21 protein-coding genes are annotated in these 21,949 nt (G+C 43.8%); 12 read left to right on the forward strand and 9 right to left on the reverse strand.

The features are described 5' to 3' along the window. Together ACMXYU_RS10680 and topA are read right to left on the reverse strand one after the other, a co-directional pair. Complete coding sequence (locus ACMXYU_RS10680; protein WP_415898630.1) at positions 1–525, reverse strand: DUF6586 family protein; 525 nt, start codon at positions 523–525, stop codon at positions 1–3. 11 nt (positions 526–536) lie between these two features. Further along, positions 537–3,176, reverse strand: a complete 2,640-nt coding sequence (topA, locus tag ACMXYU_RS10685; protein WP_415898631.1) for a type I DNA topoisomerase — start codon at positions 3,174–3,176, stop codon at positions 537–539. Between the two features lie 277 nt (positions 3,177–3,453). Between topA and ACMXYU_RS10690 the strand changes: the two genes are divergently transcribed. Continuing rightward, entirely contained in the window at positions 3,454–4,158 is a 705-nt protein-coding gene (locus ACMXYU_RS10690; RefSeq protein ID WP_415898632.1) for a DNA topoisomerase I, read from the forward strand. Here ACMXYU_RS10690 and ACMXYU_RS10695 read toward each other — a convergent pair. Together ACMXYU_RS10695 and ACMXYU_RS10700 are read right to left on the reverse strand one after the other, a co-directional pair. After that, complete coding sequence (locus ACMXYU_RS10695) at positions 4,155–4,379, reverse strand: DUF1653 domain-containing protein (protein ID WP_415898633.1); 225 nt, start codon at positions 4,377–4,379, stop codon at positions 4,155–4,157. The genes ACMXYU_RS10690 and ACMXYU_RS10695 overlap by 4 nt on opposite strands. Then, positions 4,379–4,897, reverse strand: coding sequence for a hypothetical protein (locus ACMXYU_RS10700; protein WP_415898634.1), 519 nt, complete (start codon positions 4,895–4,897; stop codon positions 4,379–4,381). The genes ACMXYU_RS10695 and ACMXYU_RS10700 overlap by 1 nt, the downstream gene beginning before the upstream one ends. A gap of 226 nt (positions 4,898–5,123) precedes the next feature. On the opposite strand from ACMXYU_RS10700, the gene ACMXYU_RS10705 reads away from it, so the two are divergent. Further along, positions 5,124–5,564 carry a universal stress protein gene (locus ACMXYU_RS10705; RefSeq protein WP_415898635.1) on the forward strand — a complete coding sequence of 147 codons (441 nt, stop codon included), beginning with the start codon at positions 5,124–5,126 and terminating at the stop codon, positions 5,562–5,564. Between the two features lie 7 nt (positions 5,565–5,571). On the opposite strand, the gene ACMXYU_RS10710 is transcribed toward ACMXYU_RS10705, so the two are convergent. Then, a complete protein-coding gene (locus ACMXYU_RS10710; protein ID WP_415898636.1) occupies positions 5,572–7,464 on the reverse strand; it encodes an ATP-binding cassette domain-containing protein in 1,893 nt (630 codons plus the stop codon). Between the two features lie 147 nt (positions 7,465–7,611). Here ACMXYU_RS10710 and ACMXYU_RS10715 point away from each other — a divergent pair, with 147 nt between their 5' ends. Then, positions 7,612–9,576, forward strand: coding sequence for a transglycosylase SLT domain-containing protein (locus ACMXYU_RS10715; RefSeq protein ID WP_415898637.1), 1,965 nt, complete (start codon positions 7,612–7,614; stop codon positions 9,574–9,576). A 25-nt stretch (positions 9,577–9,601) separates the two neighbouring features. After that, positions 9,602–10,399 (forward strand): TatD family hydrolase, encoded by a 798-nt coding sequence (locus tag ACMXYU_RS10720; protein WP_415898638.1) that lies wholly within the window; start codon positions 9,602–9,604, stop codon positions 10,397–10,399. Here the strand turns inward: ACMXYU_RS10720 and ACMXYU_RS10725 are convergent. After that, a complete protein-coding gene (locus tag ACMXYU_RS10725; RefSeq protein WP_415898639.1) occupies positions 10,392–10,640 on the reverse strand; it encodes a glutaredoxin family protein in 249 nt (82 codons plus the stop codon). The genes ACMXYU_RS10720 and ACMXYU_RS10725 overlap by 8 nt on opposite strands. 129 nt (positions 10,641–10,769) lie before the next feature. Here ACMXYU_RS10725 and ACMXYU_RS10730 point away from each other — a divergent pair, with 129 nt between their 5' ends. From ACMXYU_RS10730 to ACMXYU_RS10740, 3 genes are all read left to right on the forward strand, one after another. Further along, the gene (locus tag ACMXYU_RS10730; RefSeq protein WP_415898640.1) at positions 10,770–11,297 is read left to right on the forward strand and encodes a PAS domain-containing protein; all 528 of its coding nucleotides are present in this window, start codon (positions 10,770–10,772) and stop codon (positions 11,295–11,297) included. A gap of 5 nt (positions 11,298–11,302) precedes the next feature. Next, positions 11,303–12,799, forward strand: coding sequence for a methyl-accepting chemotaxis protein (locus ACMXYU_RS10735; protein ID WP_415898641.1), 1,497 nt, complete (start codon positions 11,303–11,305; stop codon positions 12,797–12,799). Between the two features lie 249 nt (positions 12,800–13,048). Then, positions 13,049–14,809 carry a PHA/PHB synthase family protein gene (locus ACMXYU_RS10740; protein ID WP_415898642.1) on the forward strand — a complete coding sequence of 587 codons (1,761 nt, stop codon included), beginning with the start codon at positions 13,049–13,051 and terminating at the stop codon, positions 14,807–14,809. 77 nt (positions 14,810–14,886) lie between these two features. Here ACMXYU_RS10740 and ACMXYU_RS10745 read toward each other — a convergent pair whose 3' ends face one another. Together ACMXYU_RS10745 and ACMXYU_RS10750 are read right to left on the reverse strand one after the other, a co-directional pair. After that, on the reverse strand, positions 14,887–15,300 hold the full coding sequence (locus ACMXYU_RS10745) for a tetratricopeptide repeat protein (protein WP_415898643.1): 414 nt from the start codon (positions 15,298–15,300) through the stop codon (positions 14,887–14,889). A gap of 3 nt (positions 15,301–15,303) precedes the next feature. Then, positions 15,304–15,705 (reverse strand): SMI1/KNR4 family protein, encoded by a 402-nt coding sequence (locus tag ACMXYU_RS10750; protein WP_415884081.1) that lies wholly within the window; start codon positions 15,703–15,705, stop codon positions 15,304–15,306. Between the two features lie 434 nt (positions 15,706–16,139). On the opposite strand from ACMXYU_RS10750, the gene mqo reads away from it, so the two are divergent. Together mqo and ACMXYU_RS10760 are read left to right on the forward strand one after the other, a co-directional pair. Then, the gene (gene mqo / locus ACMXYU_RS10755; RefSeq protein WP_415898644.1) at positions 16,140–17,681 is read left to right on the forward strand and encodes a malate dehydrogenase (quinone); all 1,542 of its coding nucleotides are present in this window, start codon (positions 16,140–16,142) and stop codon (positions 17,679–17,681) included. A 113-nt stretch (positions 17,682–17,794) separates the two neighbouring features. Continuing rightward, the gene (locus ACMXYU_RS10760) at positions 17,795–18,028 is read left to right on the forward strand and encodes a Fe-S-cluster oxidoreductase (RefSeq protein WP_415898645.1); all 234 of its coding nucleotides are present in this window, start codon (positions 17,795–17,797) and stop codon (positions 18,026–18,028) included. 88 nt (positions 18,029–18,116) lie between these two features. Here ACMXYU_RS10760 and ACMXYU_RS10765 read toward each other — a convergent pair whose 3' ends face one another. Beyond that, positions 18,117–18,320, reverse strand: a complete 204-nt coding sequence (locus ACMXYU_RS10765; RefSeq protein WP_415884078.1) for a cold-shock protein — start codon at positions 18,318–18,320, stop codon at positions 18,117–18,119. Positions 18,321–18,663: 343 nt separating this feature from the next. Here ACMXYU_RS10765 and ACMXYU_RS10770 point away from each other — a divergent pair, with 343 nt between their 5' ends. From ACMXYU_RS10770 to ACMXYU_RS10780, 3 genes are all read left to right on the forward strand, one after another. Continuing rightward, positions 18,664–20,118: an MATE family efflux transporter gene (locus tag ACMXYU_RS10770; protein ID WP_415898646.1), complete on the forward strand. Its 1,455-nt coding sequence runs from the start codon at positions 18,664–18,666 to the stop codon at positions 20,116–20,118. A gap of 7 nt (positions 20,119–20,125) precedes the next feature. After that, on the forward strand, positions 20,126–21,208 hold the full coding sequence (locus tag ACMXYU_RS10775) for a DUF3080 family protein (protein ID WP_415898647.1): 1,083 nt from the start codon (positions 20,126–20,128) through the stop codon (positions 21,206–21,208). Between the two features lie 91 nt (positions 21,209–21,299). Continuing rightward, positions 21,300–21,938, forward strand: a complete 639-nt coding sequence (locus ACMXYU_RS10780) for a transglutaminase-like cysteine peptidase (RefSeq protein ID WP_415901118.1) — start codon at positions 21,300–21,302, stop codon at positions 21,936–21,938. Positions 21,939–21,949 lie beyond the last annotated feature (11 nt).

Raw genomic sequence — 21,949 nt, forward strand, 5'->3', positions numbered from 1 at the left:
TTACCACTCTTGCATGCCTTCTCTGAGGCGATTAACTAATTCCGACAGTGAATCAAACCAAGTTTGATACTCAGTAATGATTTCACCATCCTCTGCATGATCAGGATTGATCTGCAGCACATGTATTTCAGAAACACTGTTAGTTTCAGTCACTGCTTGTTTGGCATCTGAACCATGCCAGCAGGCTTCATAAGCGGACATCATTTTATGCAACCAAGATGAATCATCGGATTCTAGGTTGTTTAACTGTGTCAACTCAGGGCTTTCGACGCCGGTCTGGGCCATTTCCGCAGCTAACGCACGATAGCCTTGAAAGCTTTCCGTATCGACTTTATACCATTCAGCAATTTCGCGTAAAAAAGCATCATAGGCTGACGTCAGGTGGAACAACACTGATTCGTTATAAGACTCTATCAATGCATGCTTGCTCCAACTGGTGTCATCTTGCGCTTTTTTAAGCTGTTCTAGATGAAGTCGTGTAAAGCTCAACTTCTGATTCGTGCGTGCCTGATATATACCGCTCATGAAATCCCCGATTATTTCTTCTTCGCTTTTTTACGGGTCTCTTCTTCGACCCATTTACCATCGCGATAGAATGCACGCCAACCAGTCGCTTTACCATTGACCTCGGTCATAACGTACTGCTCTTTAGTCTTTCTGCTATAGCGAATGACACTCAAGTTTCCATCTGAGTCATTCTTAGGCGCACTGAACAGGAATTCATATTTCGGATCAATCTCAGACTGATGCGGCAGTATTTCAACAATTTTCGGGGCACGTGTTTCTCTGTTTCTAGGGAACTGACTTGCTGCCAAGAACAAACCAGATGCTCCATCACGCAGGATGTACGTATCCTCTACCTTTTCGCACTGAAGCTCAGGCATTGGAACAGGATCCATCTTAGGTGGCGCAGGCTCTCCGTTTTTCAACAACTTACGGGTATTTTTACACTCAGTGCAACCGAAGTATTTACCAAAGCGACCGGTTTTAAGTTGCATCTCAGCTGAGCATTTATCACACTCTAGAACAGGCCCATCATATCCTTTGATACGATATTCACCCTTCTCAACTTCAAAACCGGAACAATCAGGGTTATTACCACATACGTGTAATTTACGATTCTCATCGATCAGATAAGAATCCATTGCTGAGCCGCATAGGTTACAACGGTGCTTCTTACGAAGAATGCGAGATTCTTCTTCATCATCGCCATCAGCACTAACAACTTCGTCACCAGAGACTAGGTTGATCGTACACTTACAACGCTCTTTGGGTGGCAAGCTATAGCCAGAACAGCCTAAGAACACACCTGTACTACCGGTGCGGATCATCATATCTCGGCCACAATCTGGGCAAGAGATATCTGTCTCTGTAGGAGAATTCGGGCGCATACCATTCTCAGCATCCTGCGCCTCTTCCAGCTTCTTAGAGAAATCAGCGTAAAACTGATCTAAAAGCGCTTTCCAATCAGCACTGCCTTCAGCCACATCATCAAGGCTTTCTTCCATACGTGCTGTAAAGCTGTAATCCATCAGGTCAGAGAAGTTCTCACCTAGACGCTCTGTAACAATATCGCCCATTTTTTGAGCATAGAAACGTCGGTTCTGAACTTCTACATAACCACGATCTTGGATCGTCGAAATAATCGCTGCGTATGTCGATGGACGACCAATACCTCGTTTCTCAAGCTCTTTAACTAGGCTTGCTTCGGTGAAACGAGGAGCCGGTTTCGTAAAATGTTGCTTAGGCAACAGATCGACTAAATTTAGATTATCGCCAGCTTGAACATCAGGCAGGATAATATCTTCTTCACCTTTGCCCTTCGCTGGCATAACGCGTGTGTAACCATCAAACTGTAGGATTCGACCTTTGGTAACTAATTCAAAGTCACCGGCAGACACAGTTACACGCGTGCTTAGGAATTTCGCAGGTGTCATCTGACAAGCTAAGAATTGACGACGAATAAGCTCGTATAAGCGCTCAGCGTCTCTGTCCATGTTTTTAAGAGCAGTCGCTTCAACATTAACATCAGATGGGCGAATCGCCTCGTGGGCCTCTTGAGCGCCCTCTTTGCTGCTATAGCTGTTAGGTGTATCAGGTAGGTATTTACTACCGAAATGATTACCAATGTACTCACGGCAGTTCGCAACGGCTTCTGCACTTAAGTTTGTAGAGTCCGTACGCATATAGGTGATGTAACCTGCTTCGTACAAACGCTGCGCCATCATCATGGTTTTCTTAACACCAAAACCAAGGCGCGTACTCGCAGCCTGCTGCAGAGTTGATGTGATAAATGGAGCTGAAGGTTTACTGCTGGTCGGTCTATCTTTACGACTGATTACTTCAAATGAAGCCGAACGAAGCTGCTCTAAATGTGCATTAGTTTCATCTTCTGAACTTGGACGGAAAGTTTCGCCATTTATGCGATGCACCTGCAGTTTTAGTGGATCTTTCCCTTTCGTTAGCGTATCAGCCTGCACTTCCCAAAATTCTTCAGGAATAAATGCTCGAATCTCTTTTTCTCGCTCTACGACCAATTTAACAGCCACCGACTGAACTCGACCTGCAGATAAACCGCGTGCCACTTTTTCCCAAAGTAGTGGAGAGACCATATAGCCAACTACACGATCAAGGAATCGACGCGCCTGCTGGGCATTAACGCGATCCATGTCTAGCGCTGAAGGCTGTTCAAACGCTTCAGATATGGCTTTCTTGGTTATCTCATTAAAGACAACACGACGGTAACGCGTATCATCACCACCAATCGCTTCACGCAAGTGCCATGCAATCGCTTCCCCTTCGCGGTCCAAATCGGTTGCGAGATAGATTTCGTCAGCATTCTTAGCTAGACGTTTAAGTTCATCAACAACCTTCTCTTTTCCAGGAAGAATTTCGTAATGCGGATCCCATCCTTTGTCAGGATCGATCCCCATACGTCCAATAAGCTGTTCACGCGCCTTCTTCTTTTTATGTACAGCCTTTTGTTCAGGCGACATTTTACGCGTCAAAGCCGCTTGGCGAGCCCGTTCTTTAGGATCGCTCTTTTTAGTACTGCCACTGGTTGGCAGGTCGCGAATATGACCCACACTGGATTTTACAACGTACTGATTACCCAGATATTTGTTAATGGTCTTCGCTTTCGCGGGTGATTCCACGATTACCAGGGATTTTCCCATAGCGTCCTTCTTTCCTCGGGCTACATGGTTAAACGCTGACGAACTATCTATTTTTGCAACTTATAACGGTGTTTCTGTGCAAAAACTGCTCACATTTGAGTTTAGCGCTCAACTAACAATAATATTTGGGAGCATATATAAGTGTTGAGAATGCTATGGTCAAGCAGCAATTGCGATAAAAGTAGACCAATGGATCAACAAGAACTTTACCTATCAGCACTTACAAGCCACAATATTCACCATAATTAACAATAATTTAATCGTCCAGAAATTACTGATGCTTAACGATAATCTTTTATTTGTAATTCTTATCGCAGTGGTCGGCCTAGTCGCCATTACTGTGAATTTTGTAATTACGACTCGAGAGCAGCAGGAAGAAGCTAAAGATCAGCGTCTTACTTGGCTTAAAGGACAGGCAGAACACATTCTGCAGGCTATTGCTGTGCTGCGTGAAGCAGACTGCAAACCAGAAATTATTCAAAAGATTAATGAGCACGCCACCTCTCTTCTTGAAGAGGTTGCTATGCTGGCACCGGACTCAGAACTATTTAACTCTCTCACTCAGCAGAAAGATACCGCTGATAAAGCATTTGCTTCTGCAGACGTATTCGATAGTGATAAGGCTCTAAAGCGCGCTCAGATCTATATTAACTTCGCCGAAAAGCTCGTAGTTCAGCTGGCAAGAGGAGGAAAGATTACTCCCACCCTAGCTCAGAGCTATAAACAGGAACTTTATTGGTTACGCATTACAGTGGTTGCAGACGCTCATGTAAGCCAAGGCAATCGTTTTTTGCAGAACGAAGACTCCATGACGGCAGTTTCCCATTACCGTCACGCCAAAGCTTTACTAGTAAGGGCCAATATCCCTCATACGGTTAAAAAACCACGTCTTGATACAGTAGATAAACTAATTGAAGAGATCCAACCTAGAAAACCTCGCTCGCAAGGCACTCTAGCTGATTCAATGGATCGTCTTCTTTAATCGATCTTCTTAAATCGAGGAACAACTGAGCCGTCTTTTAGGGATACTGTCTCAACAAACATCTCTAAAGGGCGTACCCAAGTAGATTCATCCCCGTAACCCAGCTTGTAGACCACCAGCCACTCTTCAGTTTCAGAATGTCGCGCTACATCTAGAACAACGTATTCTGGCCCTTTGTAGTGCTGGTAACGACCTGCAGGTACTTCAACCGGTGGTAACATCAAAAATTGCCCTCACTAAATTCTTTAAGCTGTTGATAAAGAGATTCCATAATCTCTTCACCTTTATCACTATTTCCAGCCTCATCCCAATGAACACCGACATAAGCTGGCGTTGATTCTAAAGAGAAAACCCCCTTTGGAAGCTCCTCTAACAGCGTATTTAATTTATCTAATTGCAGCTCAGATAAAGTGCGCTCACCTTTAGCCCAGCACCACCCAGCATTTAAACCGATATTTGCGATGGACTCGACCCGGAACACTTGCCAAGTGTTGAAGCTATTTTTCTGCTCACGACTTAAACCTTCGCGCAAAATACGATAAGCAGTCATATTGCGCTCATCTGGTTCCATTTCGCCCTGCGCTCTAGGAGGCTGCATTTTTTCGAGTTGTATTTGGAAGCCAAGTGCTTTTGCCTTGAGCCTCAGAGATGCTTGGTATTTTTGCTTCTTGGTGGGCATAACCCACATCATCGAGCCTAACAAAGACATCATGATCAGGACGATTACCATCCACTCCATTACTAAACCCTCAGCCCTAATACCGTAAAGCACGGAATCGTTGAAAAAAGACTGTGCACGACTGCAGAAAAACACTCAGACGTAACACAACCTATTAAAATATTGATAGAAATCATCTGCCGCGATTTTACCAGAGTACGTACAGCAACGCTCTATGCTAATCTGTTAAAAGAGTCTGTAAGTCACTCTCAACAGCCTTAAACACTTTGCTAGTGGAGATGCAGTGATGGGAACTTATTCCAAGATACTTTTAGCCTTAGACCTCTCAAGCGAATCTGACCAGCTCAAAAGTAAAGCCTATGAACTTGCAAAAGCGAACGACGCGCAGCTCTATGCAGTTCACGTTATTGAACCACTCAGTTTTGCTTATGGGGGCGATGTTCCGATGGATCTAACCTCAATACAGGAACAACTAGATAAACACGCCCAGCAGAAGCTCAAGCGCTATTGTGAGACCCTAGACTATCCAGTCACTGAACAGTTAGTGGTCACAGGTCAAACCGAATCAGAGATCCACCGCCTTGCCGACGATTATGATATAGATCTGGTTATTGTAGGCAGCCACGGTCGTCACGGTATCGCCCTTCTACTAGGTTCAACCGCTAACGGCGTTTTACATGGTGCTAAGTGTGATGTTTTAGCAGTTAGAATTCTGGATCAAGACTAGGAAGGGGTTACTCCCCTTCCTGCAGCGCTTCTAACTCAACCCAACGTTCCATCAGCTGCTCGACCAGTGATTCCTGATCCTGTAACTCACTGAGTTTTTGACTCACGAATTCATGATCCTGCTGATAAAAGTCAGGAGCAGCTGTTTCCGTTTGCAACGTTTCCAGAGCCGCTTCCGCTTGTTCTAACTGAGCTGGGAGTTCATCTAATTCACGCTGCAGTTTGTAACTTAGTTTTTTCTTCTTCGCAGGCTGAGAAGGCGCTGCTTCTTTGACTTGAGGCTTTTCAACCTTAGACTGTTTACTCTCCTGTTTTACAGGTTCCGGGCGCTGCCTCAGCCAATCTTGATAACCACCAACATATTCATTCAGTTCGCCGTCACCTTCGAATACCAAGGTGCTAGTCACGACATTATCCAAGAAGGAACGGTCATGGCTTACTAGAAGAATAGTTCCATCAAAATCGAGAATAATCTCTTCGAGCAACTCTAGAGTTTCAATATCCAGATCGTTGGTTGGTTCATCGAGCACTAACAGATTTGCTGGCTGACTAAAGAGCTTGGCTAGCAATACCCTGTTTGTCTCTCCACCGGATAATGCTTTTACAGGCGTCCGCGCTCTTTCAGGCGCAAACATAAAGTCATTCAAGTAACTAATCAGGTGACGATCACGGCCATTAATACTGATACTCTCTCGACCTTCAGCGATGTTATCCATCACTGTTTTTTCAGGATCAACTTGAGCACGTAACTGATCAAAGTATGCAATTTTGAGATTCGTACCAAGCTTCACTTCACCTTGATCTGGAGATTGCTTACCTAAAAGCACACTTAGCAAACTACTCTTTCCGGCACCATTTGGCCCGATAAGACCAATACGATCACCGCGTTGTAAGACAAAATCAAAGTTACTAAACAATGGTTTGCCAGCATAACCCAACGACACATCTTTAAGTTCAGCAACTAGCTTGCCACTGCGAGCCGCTTCTTCTAAAGAGAACTTAGCCTTACCGCCTCGTTCACGGCGGTCCGCTCGTTCATTACGCATCTTTTTAAGGGCACGAACACGCCCTTCATTTCGGGTTCGACGTGCTTTAATACCTTGACGAATCCAAGTTTCTTCTTGCGCCAGACGCTTATCGAATAGAGCATTCTGCTTCTCTTCATCCTCAAGCATCTTCTGCTTTAAATCCATGTAAGCAGAATAGCTACCCGGGAACGATGACAGCACACCACGATCAAGCTCTACGATACGAGTCGCCAAGCGATCCACCAACGCTCTATCGTGAGAGATAATCAACAGGCCACCTTTAAATTCAAGCAGTTGCTGCTCTAGCCATTCGATAGTCTCGATATCTAAATGGTTGGTAGGTTCATCGAGTAATAAAAGATCAGGATTCTGAACTAAAGCAGCGCCTAACGCGGTACGACGACGCCAACCTCCTGACAACTCAGACATTAACTTGTCGCCAGGCAGATCCAACTGCTCAATCACGCGCTGAACACGCTGCTCTAAATGCCACCCATCAACCGCTTCAATCTGATGCTGAAGCTTATCCAGCACCTTCATGTCTGCATTTTCAGATGCAGCAAGCTCATCATAATCCTGACGTAGCTTTTGGATATCACCCAAACCTGCAGTAACTACATCACGTACTAAACGCTCATCTGCCGCTGGCATAGCCTGAGGTAATTCTGCGATTCGACACGTTGGCGAAACCCAAAACTCACCACCATCAGCTTTGTGGTGACCTGCAACCAGCTTTAATAGTGTTGATTTACCAGCACCATTCATGCCGACCAAAGCGACCCTTTCACCGGGATCAATTTGGAAATCAACGTTATCTAGTAGAGGTTTGGCACCAAAGGCCATGGATATTTTATCGAGTCGAATCAGAGGCATGGTAGGTCAGCTTTTGTTCATTGAGGCCGCTATTCTACTCATTTTCGACAGATATGCATGAAAATGCTGCATTCAGGTAAATTATTATTTAATTAAGCCGTTAATCTATCGTATAAAGTGGTAATGGATTATTCATAGGACTTGAAGATGAAACCTTTTTGGCAAACAACAACCGGTGTGTTCACTTTAACATCGCTACTTATTACAGCACCGATTTCTTACGCATCCATAGAACAACAACGCAAACAATTTTTGCAAGCTGAAACCTACTTAAAACAGAACAAAACCCAGTCTTTTAAGAAGGCTCGAAAAGCACTTAATGATTACCCTTTAGCACCTTATTTAGATTATCAATACGAGCTAAAACGGCTTTACAAATCCAATTCTGGGAACGTATCTGCATTTATCGAAAAATATCCAGAACTACCGATCGCTAACCGACTCAACCGCACTTGGTTAAATCACCTAGCGAAAAACAAAAAATGGACGACCTATCGTAAGCATTTTAGTAACCACCCAGTTACTAACGTGCGCTACGAGTGCCAACAACAAACAGCGCTACTCAATGGCAATTCTAAGCAGAAAAAAGCTGCACTGTATAAAGCGCGTGAGCTATGGATGGTAGGCAAATCCCAACCTAAAGCATGCGACCCACTGTTTAAAGCTTGGATGGCAACCGGTCGACCAACAACGAATGAAGCTTCCCAGCGTTTTTGGATGAGCGTTGAACAAAATGAGATCAAACTCGCTCGTTACCTAACCAAGCAGGTCAAAGATAAAAAACAGAAACAACAAGCTGAGCTTTTCTGGAAACTTTACAATTCTCCAGAACTGGTTGATGGCTCAACTATAAATAAAATTGATAAAGTTCAACGTCCTATAGCGGCATCTATCGCGTATAAACGCTGGTATCGTAAACAACCAATAACAGCCACTCAGTCTTGGCTTAAAAAGCGCGACGGGCTGATGCCACAGGTTGATCAAGACAAAGTTAGCCTATACATGGGCGAACGTCTGAATTGGACCTATAACAGCCAAGCGATCAAACTGAGTAAGCAGCTTGACCCTGAATACCGCATTGAAGAACTAACAGAGCGACGTATTCGTAATGCCTTAGCTAAACAGGATTGGAAGACGGTTGTAGAAGCAATTAGCCATCTCAGTGAAGAAGAGAAAAAAGATTCTAAATGGCAATATTGGTCTCTCATTGCTGAAAGGCACCTCAAGCCCAAAACCGACCAAAAAGAGAAAATCGCCGAAGTCGCTAAAGACCGGAGTTTTTATGGTTTCTTAGCAGCTGAGTTAAATCAAAGCCCTTTCCAGCTAAACGCTAAATCAGATGCTGTAACTCAAGAGCAACTGGATGAGTTAGCCAAATTACCTGCTGCAGCCCGCGCAGGTGAGTTATTCAAATTAGGTCGATTGACTGAAGCGAATCGAGAATGGCGCCTCGCTCTATCTCAGATGGATGAACAGCAAAAGAACCTTGCAGGTTATCTAGCTAACTCTTGGGGTTGGCACCTACAAGCGATCATCAATGCTGCCAAAACAGAGCGTTGGGACCATATAGATCTTCGGTTCCCTTACCCTCATGCAAAACTATTTAAAGAGCATGCGGTTAAAAACGATCTCGATCTAAGCTTCCCTGTTGCTATAGCCCGCCAAGAAAGTGCGTTCCTATTCAACGCCACATCCCGTGTTGGCGCACGAGGACTAATGCAGTTAATGCCACAAACAGCCAAACTTACAGCTAAAAAGCATGAAGTGCCGTATAAGAAAAATGCAGAGTTAGATAAACCAGAGATCAATATTACCCTGGGTTCCGCCTACTTAGGTGATATGTTGAAGAAATTCGATAACAATCCAGCCTATGCAGCAGCAGCTTACAATGCGGGCCCTCACCGTGTAACTAAGTGGCTCAAACAACGAGGCGATCTGCCTTTAGACATCTGGATTGAAACGATTCCGTTTAAAGAAACGCGCAAATATGTTCAAAGTGTATTAGCATTCCGCGTCATTTATGATCGCCTAGAAGGTCGGCAAGCAAGCTTACTTAACGATAAGCAAATCGCCTTATTAGCCGTTAACCAAAGCAAAAAAACTGCTTTATAAACAAATAGTAAAAGAAGATATCTGTATGACTAATCCTTGCTGGATTGATATTGGCGTTAACCTTACCGACAGTAGTTTTAATAAAGATAGGGAAGATGTAATCCAGCAAGCATTAGAACAGGGTGTTGAACGTCTAATCATTACAGGCACAACACTCGAAGAGAGCCTCCAAGCTATCGAGTTATGCCAAAAATATCCTGAACATCTCTACTGCACAGCGGGAGTTCATCCCCATTACGCAAAAGATCACGCAGGCAATCAACTACAAGAGTTAAACGTACTGTTAAAACAGGACTGTGTCGTTGCAGCAGGTGAGATGGGATTAGACTTCAATCGAAACTTCTCTACACCAGAACAACAAGTCAATGCGTTTGACAAGCAACTTGAAATCGCATGCACGCACAAACAACCTCTATTTCTACATGAACGAGAGGCCCACAAAAAACAGTTGGAAATGCTATATAGCTACCGAGACCATATTCCAAACGCCGTAGCGCATTGCTTCACCGGCAGCAAAGAAGAGCTGTATAACTATCTAGATCTTGATATGCACATAGGCATTACAGGTTGGATCTGTGATGAAAGACGCGGATTAGATTTACAAAAGCTGGTCAAAGACATTCCTACCGATCGTTTGATGTTAGAGACAGATGCACCCTACCTTCTTCCTCGAGATATAAAACCGAAACCAAAATCTCGCCGCAACCTTCCTATCTATCTTCCGCATATAGCGAGAAAGGTTGCAGAACTAAGAGGCGTAGAGCTGGAACAGCTACAACAGGATGCTTATCAAACTACCTGCAAGTTCTTTGGACTCATTTAGATACGCGCTGAAGAAATTCTAGAAGTTGAGATTGGTCAAAAGGCCATTCCAGCTCTTCTTTACTCTCCAAATCCAACAACACTGGAATTTTCACACCATAGCGTTCAACTAAATCGTCGTCATCAGCAATATCAACCTGATAGATCGCATACTTCTGCATATCCACTGAAGACGCTATCAATTGCTCTGCCACATCACACAAATGGCAACCGACGGTTCCCATCAATTCCAACTCTCTCACTCTATTTACCCTTGCTAACTCGCTTTTTCAGACCGTTCGACCGGAGACCTGAGCTAGATCACAGAATGTCTTCAATCTGCATGCTAGAGTCCGCAGCCAATTAATCGCAACCATCAATTTATATAGCGAATGAAAAACCAGATCATACCGAAAAACGCCGAAGTTCGTTTAAACAATGATGAATTTATCGTGTCAAAAACCGACACAAAAGGACGTATCACCTACATCAATCGCGTCTTTATGCAGATTGCCGGCTACAACGAAGCTGAACTTTTAGGCAAACAACACAACATTATTCGCCACCCTGATATGCCACGCGGTGTATTTAAATTCATGTGGCAAACATTACAGCAAGAAAAAGAGTTTTTTGGTTACGTAAAAAACCTCTGCCGAGATGGCTCTTTTTACTGGGTCTTTGCCAACGTAACCCCCGATTACGATGCTCAAGGGCAGCTAACAGGTTACTACTCTGTACGCCGCAAACCTAGCCAACAAGCCATAAATACCCTTACCCCTATTTATGCTGAGATGCTAGCGCTAGAAAAACGCACGCCTGCTAGCCAAGCAGCCGAAAAATCTATCGAATTGCTCAATTCTAAACTGCAATCCTTAGGTAAAGGCTATTTCGAACTTGTTATGGGGCTGGACCAAGAATAATGCGAATGTCAGACAAACAATTTTCCAACGGCACCAGTCGCGGCGTTCCATTTTTACGGGCTCGCGCTAAGCGCTTAGTTATATGCTGGAACATATTATTGCTCGGCTCTTTAGTGGGCAGCATTTTTATTGCTGATACCCCCTATTGGCAAATCATCCCAGTTATCGCGGCAATAGCCTTAACCGTCTACACATTAAAATCTAATGCCTATGCAATAAATGCCTTGGAGCGAATCAACACTACATTGATAAAAGCCAATGATGGCGATTTTAGCACTCGTATCACATCTGTATCTGGGCTCGGCGAAGTAGGTAAAGTTGCCTGGGAACTAAATGATCTATTGGATCGAGTGGAATCCTACTTCAAAGAGGTCGACGCCTGCTTTAGCTATGTTGCTGAAGGTCGTTATGATCGAAAGGCCCTGTACAAGGGGATGCCTGGGCGCTTAAGGAAATCACTATCCCAAATCAACGCTTCTTTAGAGAAGATGGAGGAAGGTGCCAAATTCCTAGTCTCCAACCAACTTAAATCAGAGCTACATAATCTAAATACAAGTCATTTGATTGAAAACCTCCGACGAAACCAGTCCGATTTAGTCAAAATTTCTGAAGAGATGGAGCAAGTAGAGTCCATCGCGGCCAAAAATGGTCAGGCCGCTGCCAATAGTCAAAGCAGCGTCGATAATATGAGCGGCGCGCTCGCAAGTATTACGGCAAACATCACCAGTGTATCCGAGGTAACTAAAGCCTTAGAGGCCGACAGCACTAAGGTTTCATCATCCTTATCGATCATTACCGAAATCGCTGATCAAACCAGCCTCCTCGCGCTTAACGCTGCTATTGAGGCTGCTAGAGCGGGCGAACAAGGTCGTGGATTTGCTGTCGTTGCGGATGAGGTAAAAGCCCTATCCAATCGTACAAAAGAAGCTGCGATTGAAGTAACAGAAACCATCAATAGCTTCAGTGAACGGGTTGCTGACATGGTTCAGCAAGCCGAAATTTCCTCACAAGCAGCAGAAGAGATCAACACTCAAGTTCAGCAATTTCGAGAGCAGTTTGCAGACATTGCGACCTCCGCAGAGGATACTCAACGTTATATTGCCTATGCCAAAGACTGCACTTTTGGCTCCCTGATAAAAGCCGACCACGTTATTTTTAAACAAAATGGTTATGTTGCTCTAGATGACACAAAAGACCGCTCTGAAGAGTTAGAGGCAGTAAGTGTTTGCCATACTGATTGCCGTTTAGGTCAGTGGTATTTCGAAGGGGAAGGTTTTGAATCCTTTAAAAACACTAAAGCTTATAAATTAATGGATGCACCTCATGCAGCCGTGCATCAATCTGTTTTAAAAGCAGTTTCTTACCGTGACCAGAACTGGAAGAAAGACAAATCGATCCGCCAAGAGATTGTAGAGCAGATGCGAAATGCTGAAGAAGAGAGCTATAAAATTCTGCAACATATCGACGATATGATTGATGAACGTCATCGGATGACTAGTTAAAAGAACTACAGAAAACATGTGTTTTATCTACAATCGGTATGACATTTATTGAACCAAGGCCTTAACACCTTAGTGTGATCGACCAAGGAATACCTTGATACATTGCACCGCACAAGAATATGCTGGACAGATATATTCATAAAAACGCAATTAAAAGTTGCGATATTGTGAGTTAAACCGTAAAACTTGTATTTCCACGATTCCATAATCGTTACGAATATGTGAAGCACGCAAGATGGAAGGACGGATATGACAAAGAAAGGCGACCCTATGGACAACAATAGCAACCTACTTTCCAACCCTCAGGAGTTTATCGACTACCTGAATTCCGAAACCAAGAAAGTATTGGATATGTTCTCAGCTTCAGGCTGTGATGATATTTTCAGTAAGTTCACACAATCCTGGACAGAGTTAGCTAACCGCTCCTGGGAAGACCCTACTGTTTGGATCCGTGCAATTACTGATTATCAGCAGAGCCAAATGAGCCTTTGGACTAACTTGCTGACAGGTAAAAACAGCGAATCAGTTGCTGAACCTGCACGCGGTGACCGTCGTTTCCAAGCTGAAGAGTGGTCTCAGAACCCTGTTTTCGATTACATCAAGCAATCTTACCTACTAAGCTCTAAGCTTCTTCAGGAAATGGCTGCTAATGCAAATCTTTCTGACCAAGAACAGAAGAAACTTGAGTTTTACACGCAGCAATATATCGATGCGATGTCTCCAACCAACTTTGCAATCACTAACCCTGAAGTGCTTCAACAAGCGTTGGAAACTAAAGGTCAGAGCTTAGTTGATGGCCTTAAAAACCTTCTAGGTGATGCAGAGAAAGGCCGCATCTCTATGACTGACGAGTCTGCATTTGTTCTAGGTGAGAACATTGCAACGACTGAAGGTTCTGTCGTATTTGAAAACGAGATGTTCCAGCTTATTCAGTACAAACCAACGACTGAAGAGACTTACGCTCGTCCAACAATGATCGTGCCTCCTTGCATCAACAAGTTCTACATTCTTGACCTGCAAGAAAGCAACTCATACGTAAAATACTGCGTTGACCAAGGTCAAACTACGTTCATGGTTTCTTGGTTGAACCCATCGATCGAACAAGGTCACATCACTTGGGACGACTACGTAGAGAAAGGCATCCTTAAAGCGACACAAGTTATCCAAGATATTACTAAGAGCGACAAAGTTAACGCAGTAGCATGGTGTGTAGGTGGTACTCTACTAACAACTGCTCTAGCGGTAATGGCAGCGCGTAAAGATACATCTATCGCTTCTGCAACGTTCTTCACTACGCTTCTAGACTTCACTGATCCTGGTGATCTATGTGTATTCATTGACGAACAGCAGATTAAGAAGCTGGAAGACAAAGTAAATAATCAGGGCTACCTAAGTGGTCGTGAACTTGCTACGTCTTTCAACATGTTGCGTTCAAACGATCTAATCTGGTCCTATGTTGTTAACAACTACCTTAAAGGTCAGACGCCTCCTCCGTTCGATATCCTGTACTGGAACAGTGACTCTACTAACCTACCAGCAGGCATGTACACGTACTACATTAACAACATGTACATGGAAAACGGTCTAACTAAGAAAGACCAGTTAACTATCTGCGGTGAAAAGATCGATCTTGGCAAGATCAAGATCCCTTGCTACTTCCTATCTACAATCGAAGATCACATTGCTCCATGGAAAGGTACTTTCGAAGGGACTGAACTGCTTAAAGGCAAAAACGAGTTCGTTCTAGGTGCTAGCGGTCACGTTGCGGGGGTTATCAACCCAGCTTCTAAGAACCGTCGTAACTACTGGATCAACGGTGAACTAGGTAACGGTGCAGATAGCTGGTTAGAATCAGCTGAGCGTCAGGAAGGCTCATGGTGGCCTCACTGGGCTGAGTGGTTGAAGCGTCGTGCTGGTAAGAAAGTTGCGGCTCCAGCTGCACCAGGTAACGATGAGCACAGCGTTATCGAAGCAGCACCTGGTCGTTATGTCGCTGTACGTATCGACTAAGTTGGATTAGAAATAAAAAACGGAGCATCTGCTCCGTTTTTTTGTTTTAGTCAGTTATGCACATTAGACCGTGAAGATTATTCAACCTCAGAACGTAGCTGCTGGATATCTGCTTGAAGCTCCTGATCCTCAGTGAACCCCGCAAATTTTTCCGCTTTAGACAAAGCTTCAAGTGCATCCTCTTTTTGACCTTCTTCAAACAGGCGCTGAGCTAAAGAGTATTGAATTGAAGCCTTATACTCTGTCTCTTTTAAGTTATCGGCCACTTGATAAGCTTGCTGATAGAGCTTGATCGCATCTTGGTTTTCTTCTGAGAAATCAGCTAGTGTTTCCCAAAACACAGGGTGATCGTTCTTCTTGCCTTTATACTGCTCAGCTAAAGTTTCCAATTCAGCATAAACCGAATAAAACTCTTTTTCGTTATCCGCTTCAGCTGCTTTCATCATCGACTCAGCAAAAGCTTCAATTTGTTGAAAAATCTGTCTGTTCATTTATTAACTCTCCAACCAGACATCTTTGGCCCAGTTCCAGATCGATGGCCACTCATCTTCTATAGTGTCGCCGTGCTGCCAGAGCAAGATGGCTGCATCTTGAGTAATGCAATAGTAACCATTCGCATGCTCACAAATCGGAATGTACTCACGAGGCATACCAATATCCCAAGCGGTAGCGGCTAATTCAGGTAAAAACGTGTGCGAACTTGGATCAGCCACAGTCGCCGGTTCGATGGAGCCACAGACGATATCACTTACTTCAAGCAAAAAATGTTTATATTCATCTGGCAGCGAGATCAGAATCTGTTCTTCGATCTCAACAAGATCGTCTTCATCAGGTAGATCTAAAGGTACAGGAACTTCGACATTACGCTCTTGTAGTAATTCAATAATATCTTCCATATAGGCGCTCCTGTATTAGGCTTTTCAGATTCGCAGGCAGACTAGTCGAGCAGACCGGAGAAGTAAATAAAAGAGATCAGTTATATCCATCTTTAATAACTTTAGAGAATATTTATATACACAAAAACCGCAAACATTACTTCATACGACAGTAGCTATGCCAAAATATGTAATACTTTAGAATTAATCTAATCCGAATTGCTAACTCCTTTGGCCTTATTTCCCAAGACATTAGCGACAGAATCCGTATAATTCGCGCCAAACATCCTGCAACCTCCAGAAAATGTCATAAAATTATGTTCTAGGTGTTGCAGAACAAAGAAGTCTCGGGTGATAACAGCTGACTCACCAAAGTCATGACTGTTGCGGCCACAAGCCCCCATCCCCGCAGCTACTTCACAAACCATTATTATTATTAAAATGGCGAAGTTCCTATGACCACAAAATCAGTAGACGTATTGCTAGTCGGCGCGGGAGCTATGAGTACGACCCTTGGCGTCATGCTCAAGCAGCTAGATCCTTCCCTGAAAATCAGCATGATCGAGCGCCTAGATCATGTCGCCCATGAAAGTACAGATGGCATGAACAATGCCGGTACGGGCCACGCGGCATATTGTGAATTGAACTACACGCCACAAATGCCAGACGGCACGATCAATGCCACTAAAGCTTTCGCGATTAACGCCTCTTTCGAAGTTAGCTTGCAATTCTGGTCATACCTCGTAGAACAAAACGCCCTTCCTGAACCTTCTCAATTTATTAACCCTGTACCACACCAAAGCTTTGTATGGGGTGAGAAGAACGTAGAATTCCTTCGCAATCGTTATGAGACATTGAGTGCTACGCACCAGTTTGCGGACATGGAATACAGCGAAGATCACGCAGTATTGAAAGAGTGGATGCCACTGGTCATGGAAAACCGTGACCCAAGCGAGAAAGTTGCAGCCACTCGTGTTGCTTACGGTTCCGACGTAAACTTTGGTTCGCTTGCACGTAACATGGTGAACTTCCTAGAAGCTCAAGATGATTTCGAACTTCTACTAAGCCGTACAGTAAAGGATCTTAAGCAAGACCAAGATAAAAACTGGACTATTACGCTAAAGAATGACCAAACTGGCGATAAAGAAGTTATCAACGCTAAGTTTGTATTCCTTGGTGCGGGTGGTGGCGCGCTACCGCTTCTACAGAAAGCAGGCATCTCTGAAGGTAAAGGTTATGGCGGCTTCCCTGTAAGTGGTCAATGGTTAGTTTGCCGCAAACCAGAAATCGTTAAAAAGCACTTGGCTAAAGTTTATGGTACAGCACCTATCGGTGCCCCACCGATGTCCGTACCTCACTTGGATACTCGAGTCATCGGCGGTGAACAAGCCCTACTGTTTGGCCCATTTGCTGGATTTACGACTAAGTTCTTGAAGAAAGGTTCTATCTTCGACATGCCACTAAGCATCAACCTTGGCAACATCAAGCCGATGCTTTCTGTAGGTATGAATAACATGGACCTTACCAAGTACCTGATCAGTGAAGTAATGCAGTCTCACAGCTCTCGTGTAGACGCGCTAAGAAACTTCTTCCCTGATGCAAAAGATGAAGACTGGGAGCTTTCCTACGCAGGCCAACGCGTGCAGATCATCAAAGAAGATGAGAACGGTAAAGGCAAGCTAGAATTCGGTACCGAAGTAATCTCGGCCGAAGACGGTACGCTTGCTGCTCTTCTTGGTGCTTCACCAGGTGCATCAACTGCAGTCCAGACGATGATCAACATTGTGGAAACATGCTTCGCAGAAAAACTTGCTACACAAGAGTGGCAAGACAAGATTCATGCGATGATCCCATCTTACGGTCAGGATCTGACTCAAGATGCAGCGTTACTAAATAGCGTGCGTAAACGCACTTTATCTACGCTGGGGCTTGATACTATAAAAAAGACTGAACTGCAGGCTGATAGCAGCCTGCAAGATCAAGGCACAGCAGCCTAGTCGAATATAACCACAATGATATAGAGCCAACTCCAAAGCCGGTCTTCTGACCGGCTTTTTTACTTCTCTACCCTTTTCGATACAATAACCTTTTAACTTTCCCTGTCGTTACTATGCAATGTCGAGAAAACTGCGGTGCTTGCTGTATTGCACCGAGCATCACCAGCCTAAACAAACCTGCGGGCGAACGTTGCAAACATTTAGACCAGCAAAATAGATGCAAAATCTTTGGTAAAGATCAAAGACCAAAAGCTTGTGCTGACTTTGCACCTGAAGAAGAGTTTTGCGGTCAAAGCAGAGAAGAAGCACTACAGATCTTAACCCTTCTGGAAAGTAGTACTCATTAATCGATACAGCTTTTGGCAATAAAAAAGCAAGCTCTAGGCTTGCCTTTCTATCGTGTGCAGGACGGGACTTTAACCCCGTAGCAACAGCTTAAACTTTAACGATGTTTTCAGCTTGCGGGCCTTTTTGACCTTGAGTCACAGTAAACTCTACTTTTTGGCCTTCAGCTAAGCTTTTGAAGCCTTCGCCCTGAATTGCACTGAAATGTGCAAATACGTCCGGACCACCTTCCTGTTCAATAAAACCAAAGCCTTTTTCGTCGTTAAACCACTTAACTGTTCCAGTTGTTGCCATCTTTCAAAACCCTATTTTGGATAATTAAAATCAGCTGAAGCAACGAAAGATTTCCTGCTTAAAGCTGTTAAATAGAAAAAACCGACAGCATTGAAAGAGTTAGGCCAAGAGTTTCCTTGCCGCAACATTCAAGCAGCCATGTCTTTTCCGATCATCTGATCATAGCGCTGCTTTGTGTTAATTCAATTCCCATTGTGGGTTTTTTGATGATTTTTTAGCCAAAACAGACTCTACAATAGTCTAACACTCGACTAATCGGTAAGTGTTTGATTGTCATATTCGATGCTTAAACAACCTATTAACATGATTAAGCTCTTAAATTTTATCCTAAGATTTAATCCAAGTGCGTTTCATCGCGGTATACTTAAATCAGTACAGGTTCAAGAAGAGCTGTAACAACTTTACTCTACCTCTTTCAGTTGTATCTAAGGATCATCCCCTGAAACGTCTACAAGAAATCAAAATAATCCTTACCCTTGGCTTCCCTATAGCGATCGCTCAAATCGCGCAAACCTCTATGGGCTTTGTCGATACACTGATGGCCGGACGTTACAGCGCGACGGATCTTGCCGCAGTAGCATTGGGGTCAAGTATCTGGCTACCAATCTTTATCGCCAGCCAAGGTATATTAATGGCTACCACGCCCATGGTTGCTTATCTAGTAGGTGCCAATAAAGAAAAGGCGAGTTCCGAAACACTGCATCAGGGCGTAATCATAGTCGTTATTTTGAGCCTGCTCGCAATCTTTGCCCTGCATAACTGCGATCCAATTCTTGCTTTTATGGGCGTAGAAGAAGAACTAGCTCGTTTAACCACACAATACCTAGCGGCTATAAGCTGGGGATTCCCTGCCCTTCTGCTTTATCAACTTATCCGCAGCTATATTGAAGGTTTTGGTAAAACTCAGCCCGCTATGAAAATCTCCATTCTTGGGCTTTTGTGTAACATCCCACTTAACTATGCACTGATCTATGGCGAGTTTGGTTTTCCTGAACTAGGAGGCGTAGGTTGCGGCTGGGCAACTGCAATTGTTATGTGGATTATGTTCTTTAGCGCGCTCATCTATCTGACTAAATCTCCAACCTTTGTTGCGATCCAGCCTTTCTCTAACTGGTCTTTACCTGAGCCATCAGCACTTAAGAACTTTTTAAAGTTAGGACTGCCCATAGGCGTTGCCCTTTTAATTGAAGTCAGCATGTTTTCGGTAATTGCCCTGCTTTTGGCTGATCTTGGTGAGGTAATGATCGCCTCTCACCAGATCACTATCAGTTTTACCGGACTGATCTTCATGCTGCCTCTTAGTATATCGCTGGCACTCACCATACGCGTTGGCCATCAACTCGGGGCACAAAAACCTGAAGCTGCGAAATTCAGTGCAGTTACAGGCTTGATTATCACTTTAACCCTAGCGATCTTCAGTTCTTCATTGATGGCACTATTTGCAACACCTATTGCCGAACTCTATACCCAAGAGCTTCAGATCATTGAAATCGCCAGCACTTTGATCATTATTGCGGCTCTTTTCCAGTTCTCAGATGCAATCCAGATAACATGTTCAGGCGCTCTTAGGGGTTACAAAGATACCGTAGTTCCTCTCATGCTTGTATTTATCGCATATTGGCTCATTGGCCTTCCTTCTGGCTATATCTTAGGTAAAACAGAGTTAATTACTGCGGCGATGGGCCCCAAAGGGTTCTGGATTGGTTTACTTATTGGCTTAACCATTGGCGCTATACTGTTAATTAGTCGATTACATTGGAAAAGCAACCAATTGCTCAGCCAAGCCCAACATCGTTAACCTAGTTATGCTAAAACAGCTCTCTATTCTTATCATCCTACTAATATCCCTAAGCGGATGTAGCCGAGATACACCTGAACTGGTATTGGAGAATTACCTTTACCGTCTAAGTAACACCCTCGATTTAAATCAACCTCAGTCATACATCCCTGAAGCAAGGATACAATTCCCTCTTAAACGCGATCGAATACTTAAAACCACAGAGATCCGTGAAGGCCTTTTAGATGTATTGAAATTAAAACGTTGTGACCTGCTACCTTTAATCGCAGAACGCAATAGCTCTCTTGGCAAGGTCGCCAAGCCATCAGCAAAATTACAATATGAGCTAAATTTCTATTATTTATTAACTCAGTGCCGAGAATCTTTGCGCAATGCCAGCGCTATTGATACCGAACTACTAAAAAGAGTAAACGAAATCCATCGCGTTAAACGCGACAATTTACCTGCTGAATTGTGGAATGGGATATTTACCGCGCCAGAAATCGAAGCCAATTTCAGCCGTTCGCAAACAGCTCTACCTCTAGTTGATAACAGCAGCAGTCAACAGAGTATCGAAGCCTTACGAACCCTCGTAAATTTAACCGCAAATAACCTTGATCAATTAGGTTTGACAAGACCTAGTGAAGATCACTTAAACCAAGCCTTCAAGGTCTTACACAGCAATCGATCTGGCCCTGCAATCATCAGCTCACTTGAAGTCCTGACTTACCATCTTGACCAAGCCGCGCGCTTGTTAGATCAGCGAAATTCACCTACTAATCCTCTTTGTAGAAACCAAAGTCCAAATAAAAAGGCCCGCATCCTAGAAAATGTTTTTTATAAGTTCTACATCGGTGAAGTTTTACCTTATTTAGCGCAAACTGACCGATATGCCTCTCAATGGCTCGACCTTAATCAGCAATTACTGCAGAATTACAAAACATTATCAGTATCTATTCCACAATCAATGGAAACTTATTCAGCCACTGTACTGTCCAAAACATCACCGCAAAGTCTTTGGTTGAATTACCAGCAAGTTAGGGATAAACATACTGAAGCTTGGCAAAATATTTTAAGAAATTGCGGCATGATGCCGACACAGAAAGACTAACCGCTATTGAGCTACGGATTGGACATTGACCCCAGCCTTTAAATCAAAACAGCACAGCAACAATTTAACGTTCAATACAGCGTTCTTTGTATTGTTATTGTTTGCCTCAGCCCTTCTACTGACTCAAGTAGATGCTGAAAGCATTCGCCTGAGTAAAGCTGATATTGAAAAATTGGGGAATAAATACGGCGCAAAAGCGAAGCGTAGACTCGAAACTTGGCAGAACCTACTAACTGAATTAGCCAATGAGAGCGAAAGTCACAAACTAGAACGCGTAAACGACTTTTTCAACCAAGTGCGATTTATCGATGACATCAAGCACTGGAAAAAGAAAGATTACTGGGCCACACCCGTAGAATTTCTTATCACCAACGGCGGTGACTGCGAAGATTTCAGTATTGCGAAATACTACACACTCAAAGAGCTGGGTGTACCCGTAGAAAAAATGAACTTAGCTTACGTTAAAGCCTTGGAGTATAACCAAGCCCACATGGTATTAACGTACTACCCCAAGCCACGTGAAACCCCTCTAGTTCTGGACAATATTAACGGCGAAATTTTGCCTGCTTCCAAGCGTACAGACCTGTTACACGTTTATAGCTTTAATGGTGATAAACTATGGCTCTCAAAAATGGGCCGCAGAACTACATTAGTAGGAACATCAGACAGATTAAAGCCTTGGGTAAAACTGCAATCTCGTATTGAAAACAATGACATTAACCTAAGGTAGGTTTAATGATG

Origin of the sequence: Neptuniibacter sp. QD48_11, from assembly GCF_047778095.1 — a bacterium.
Classification (GTDB): domain Bacteria; phylum Pseudomonadota; class Gammaproteobacteria; order Pseudomonadales; family Balneatricaceae; genus Neptuniibacter.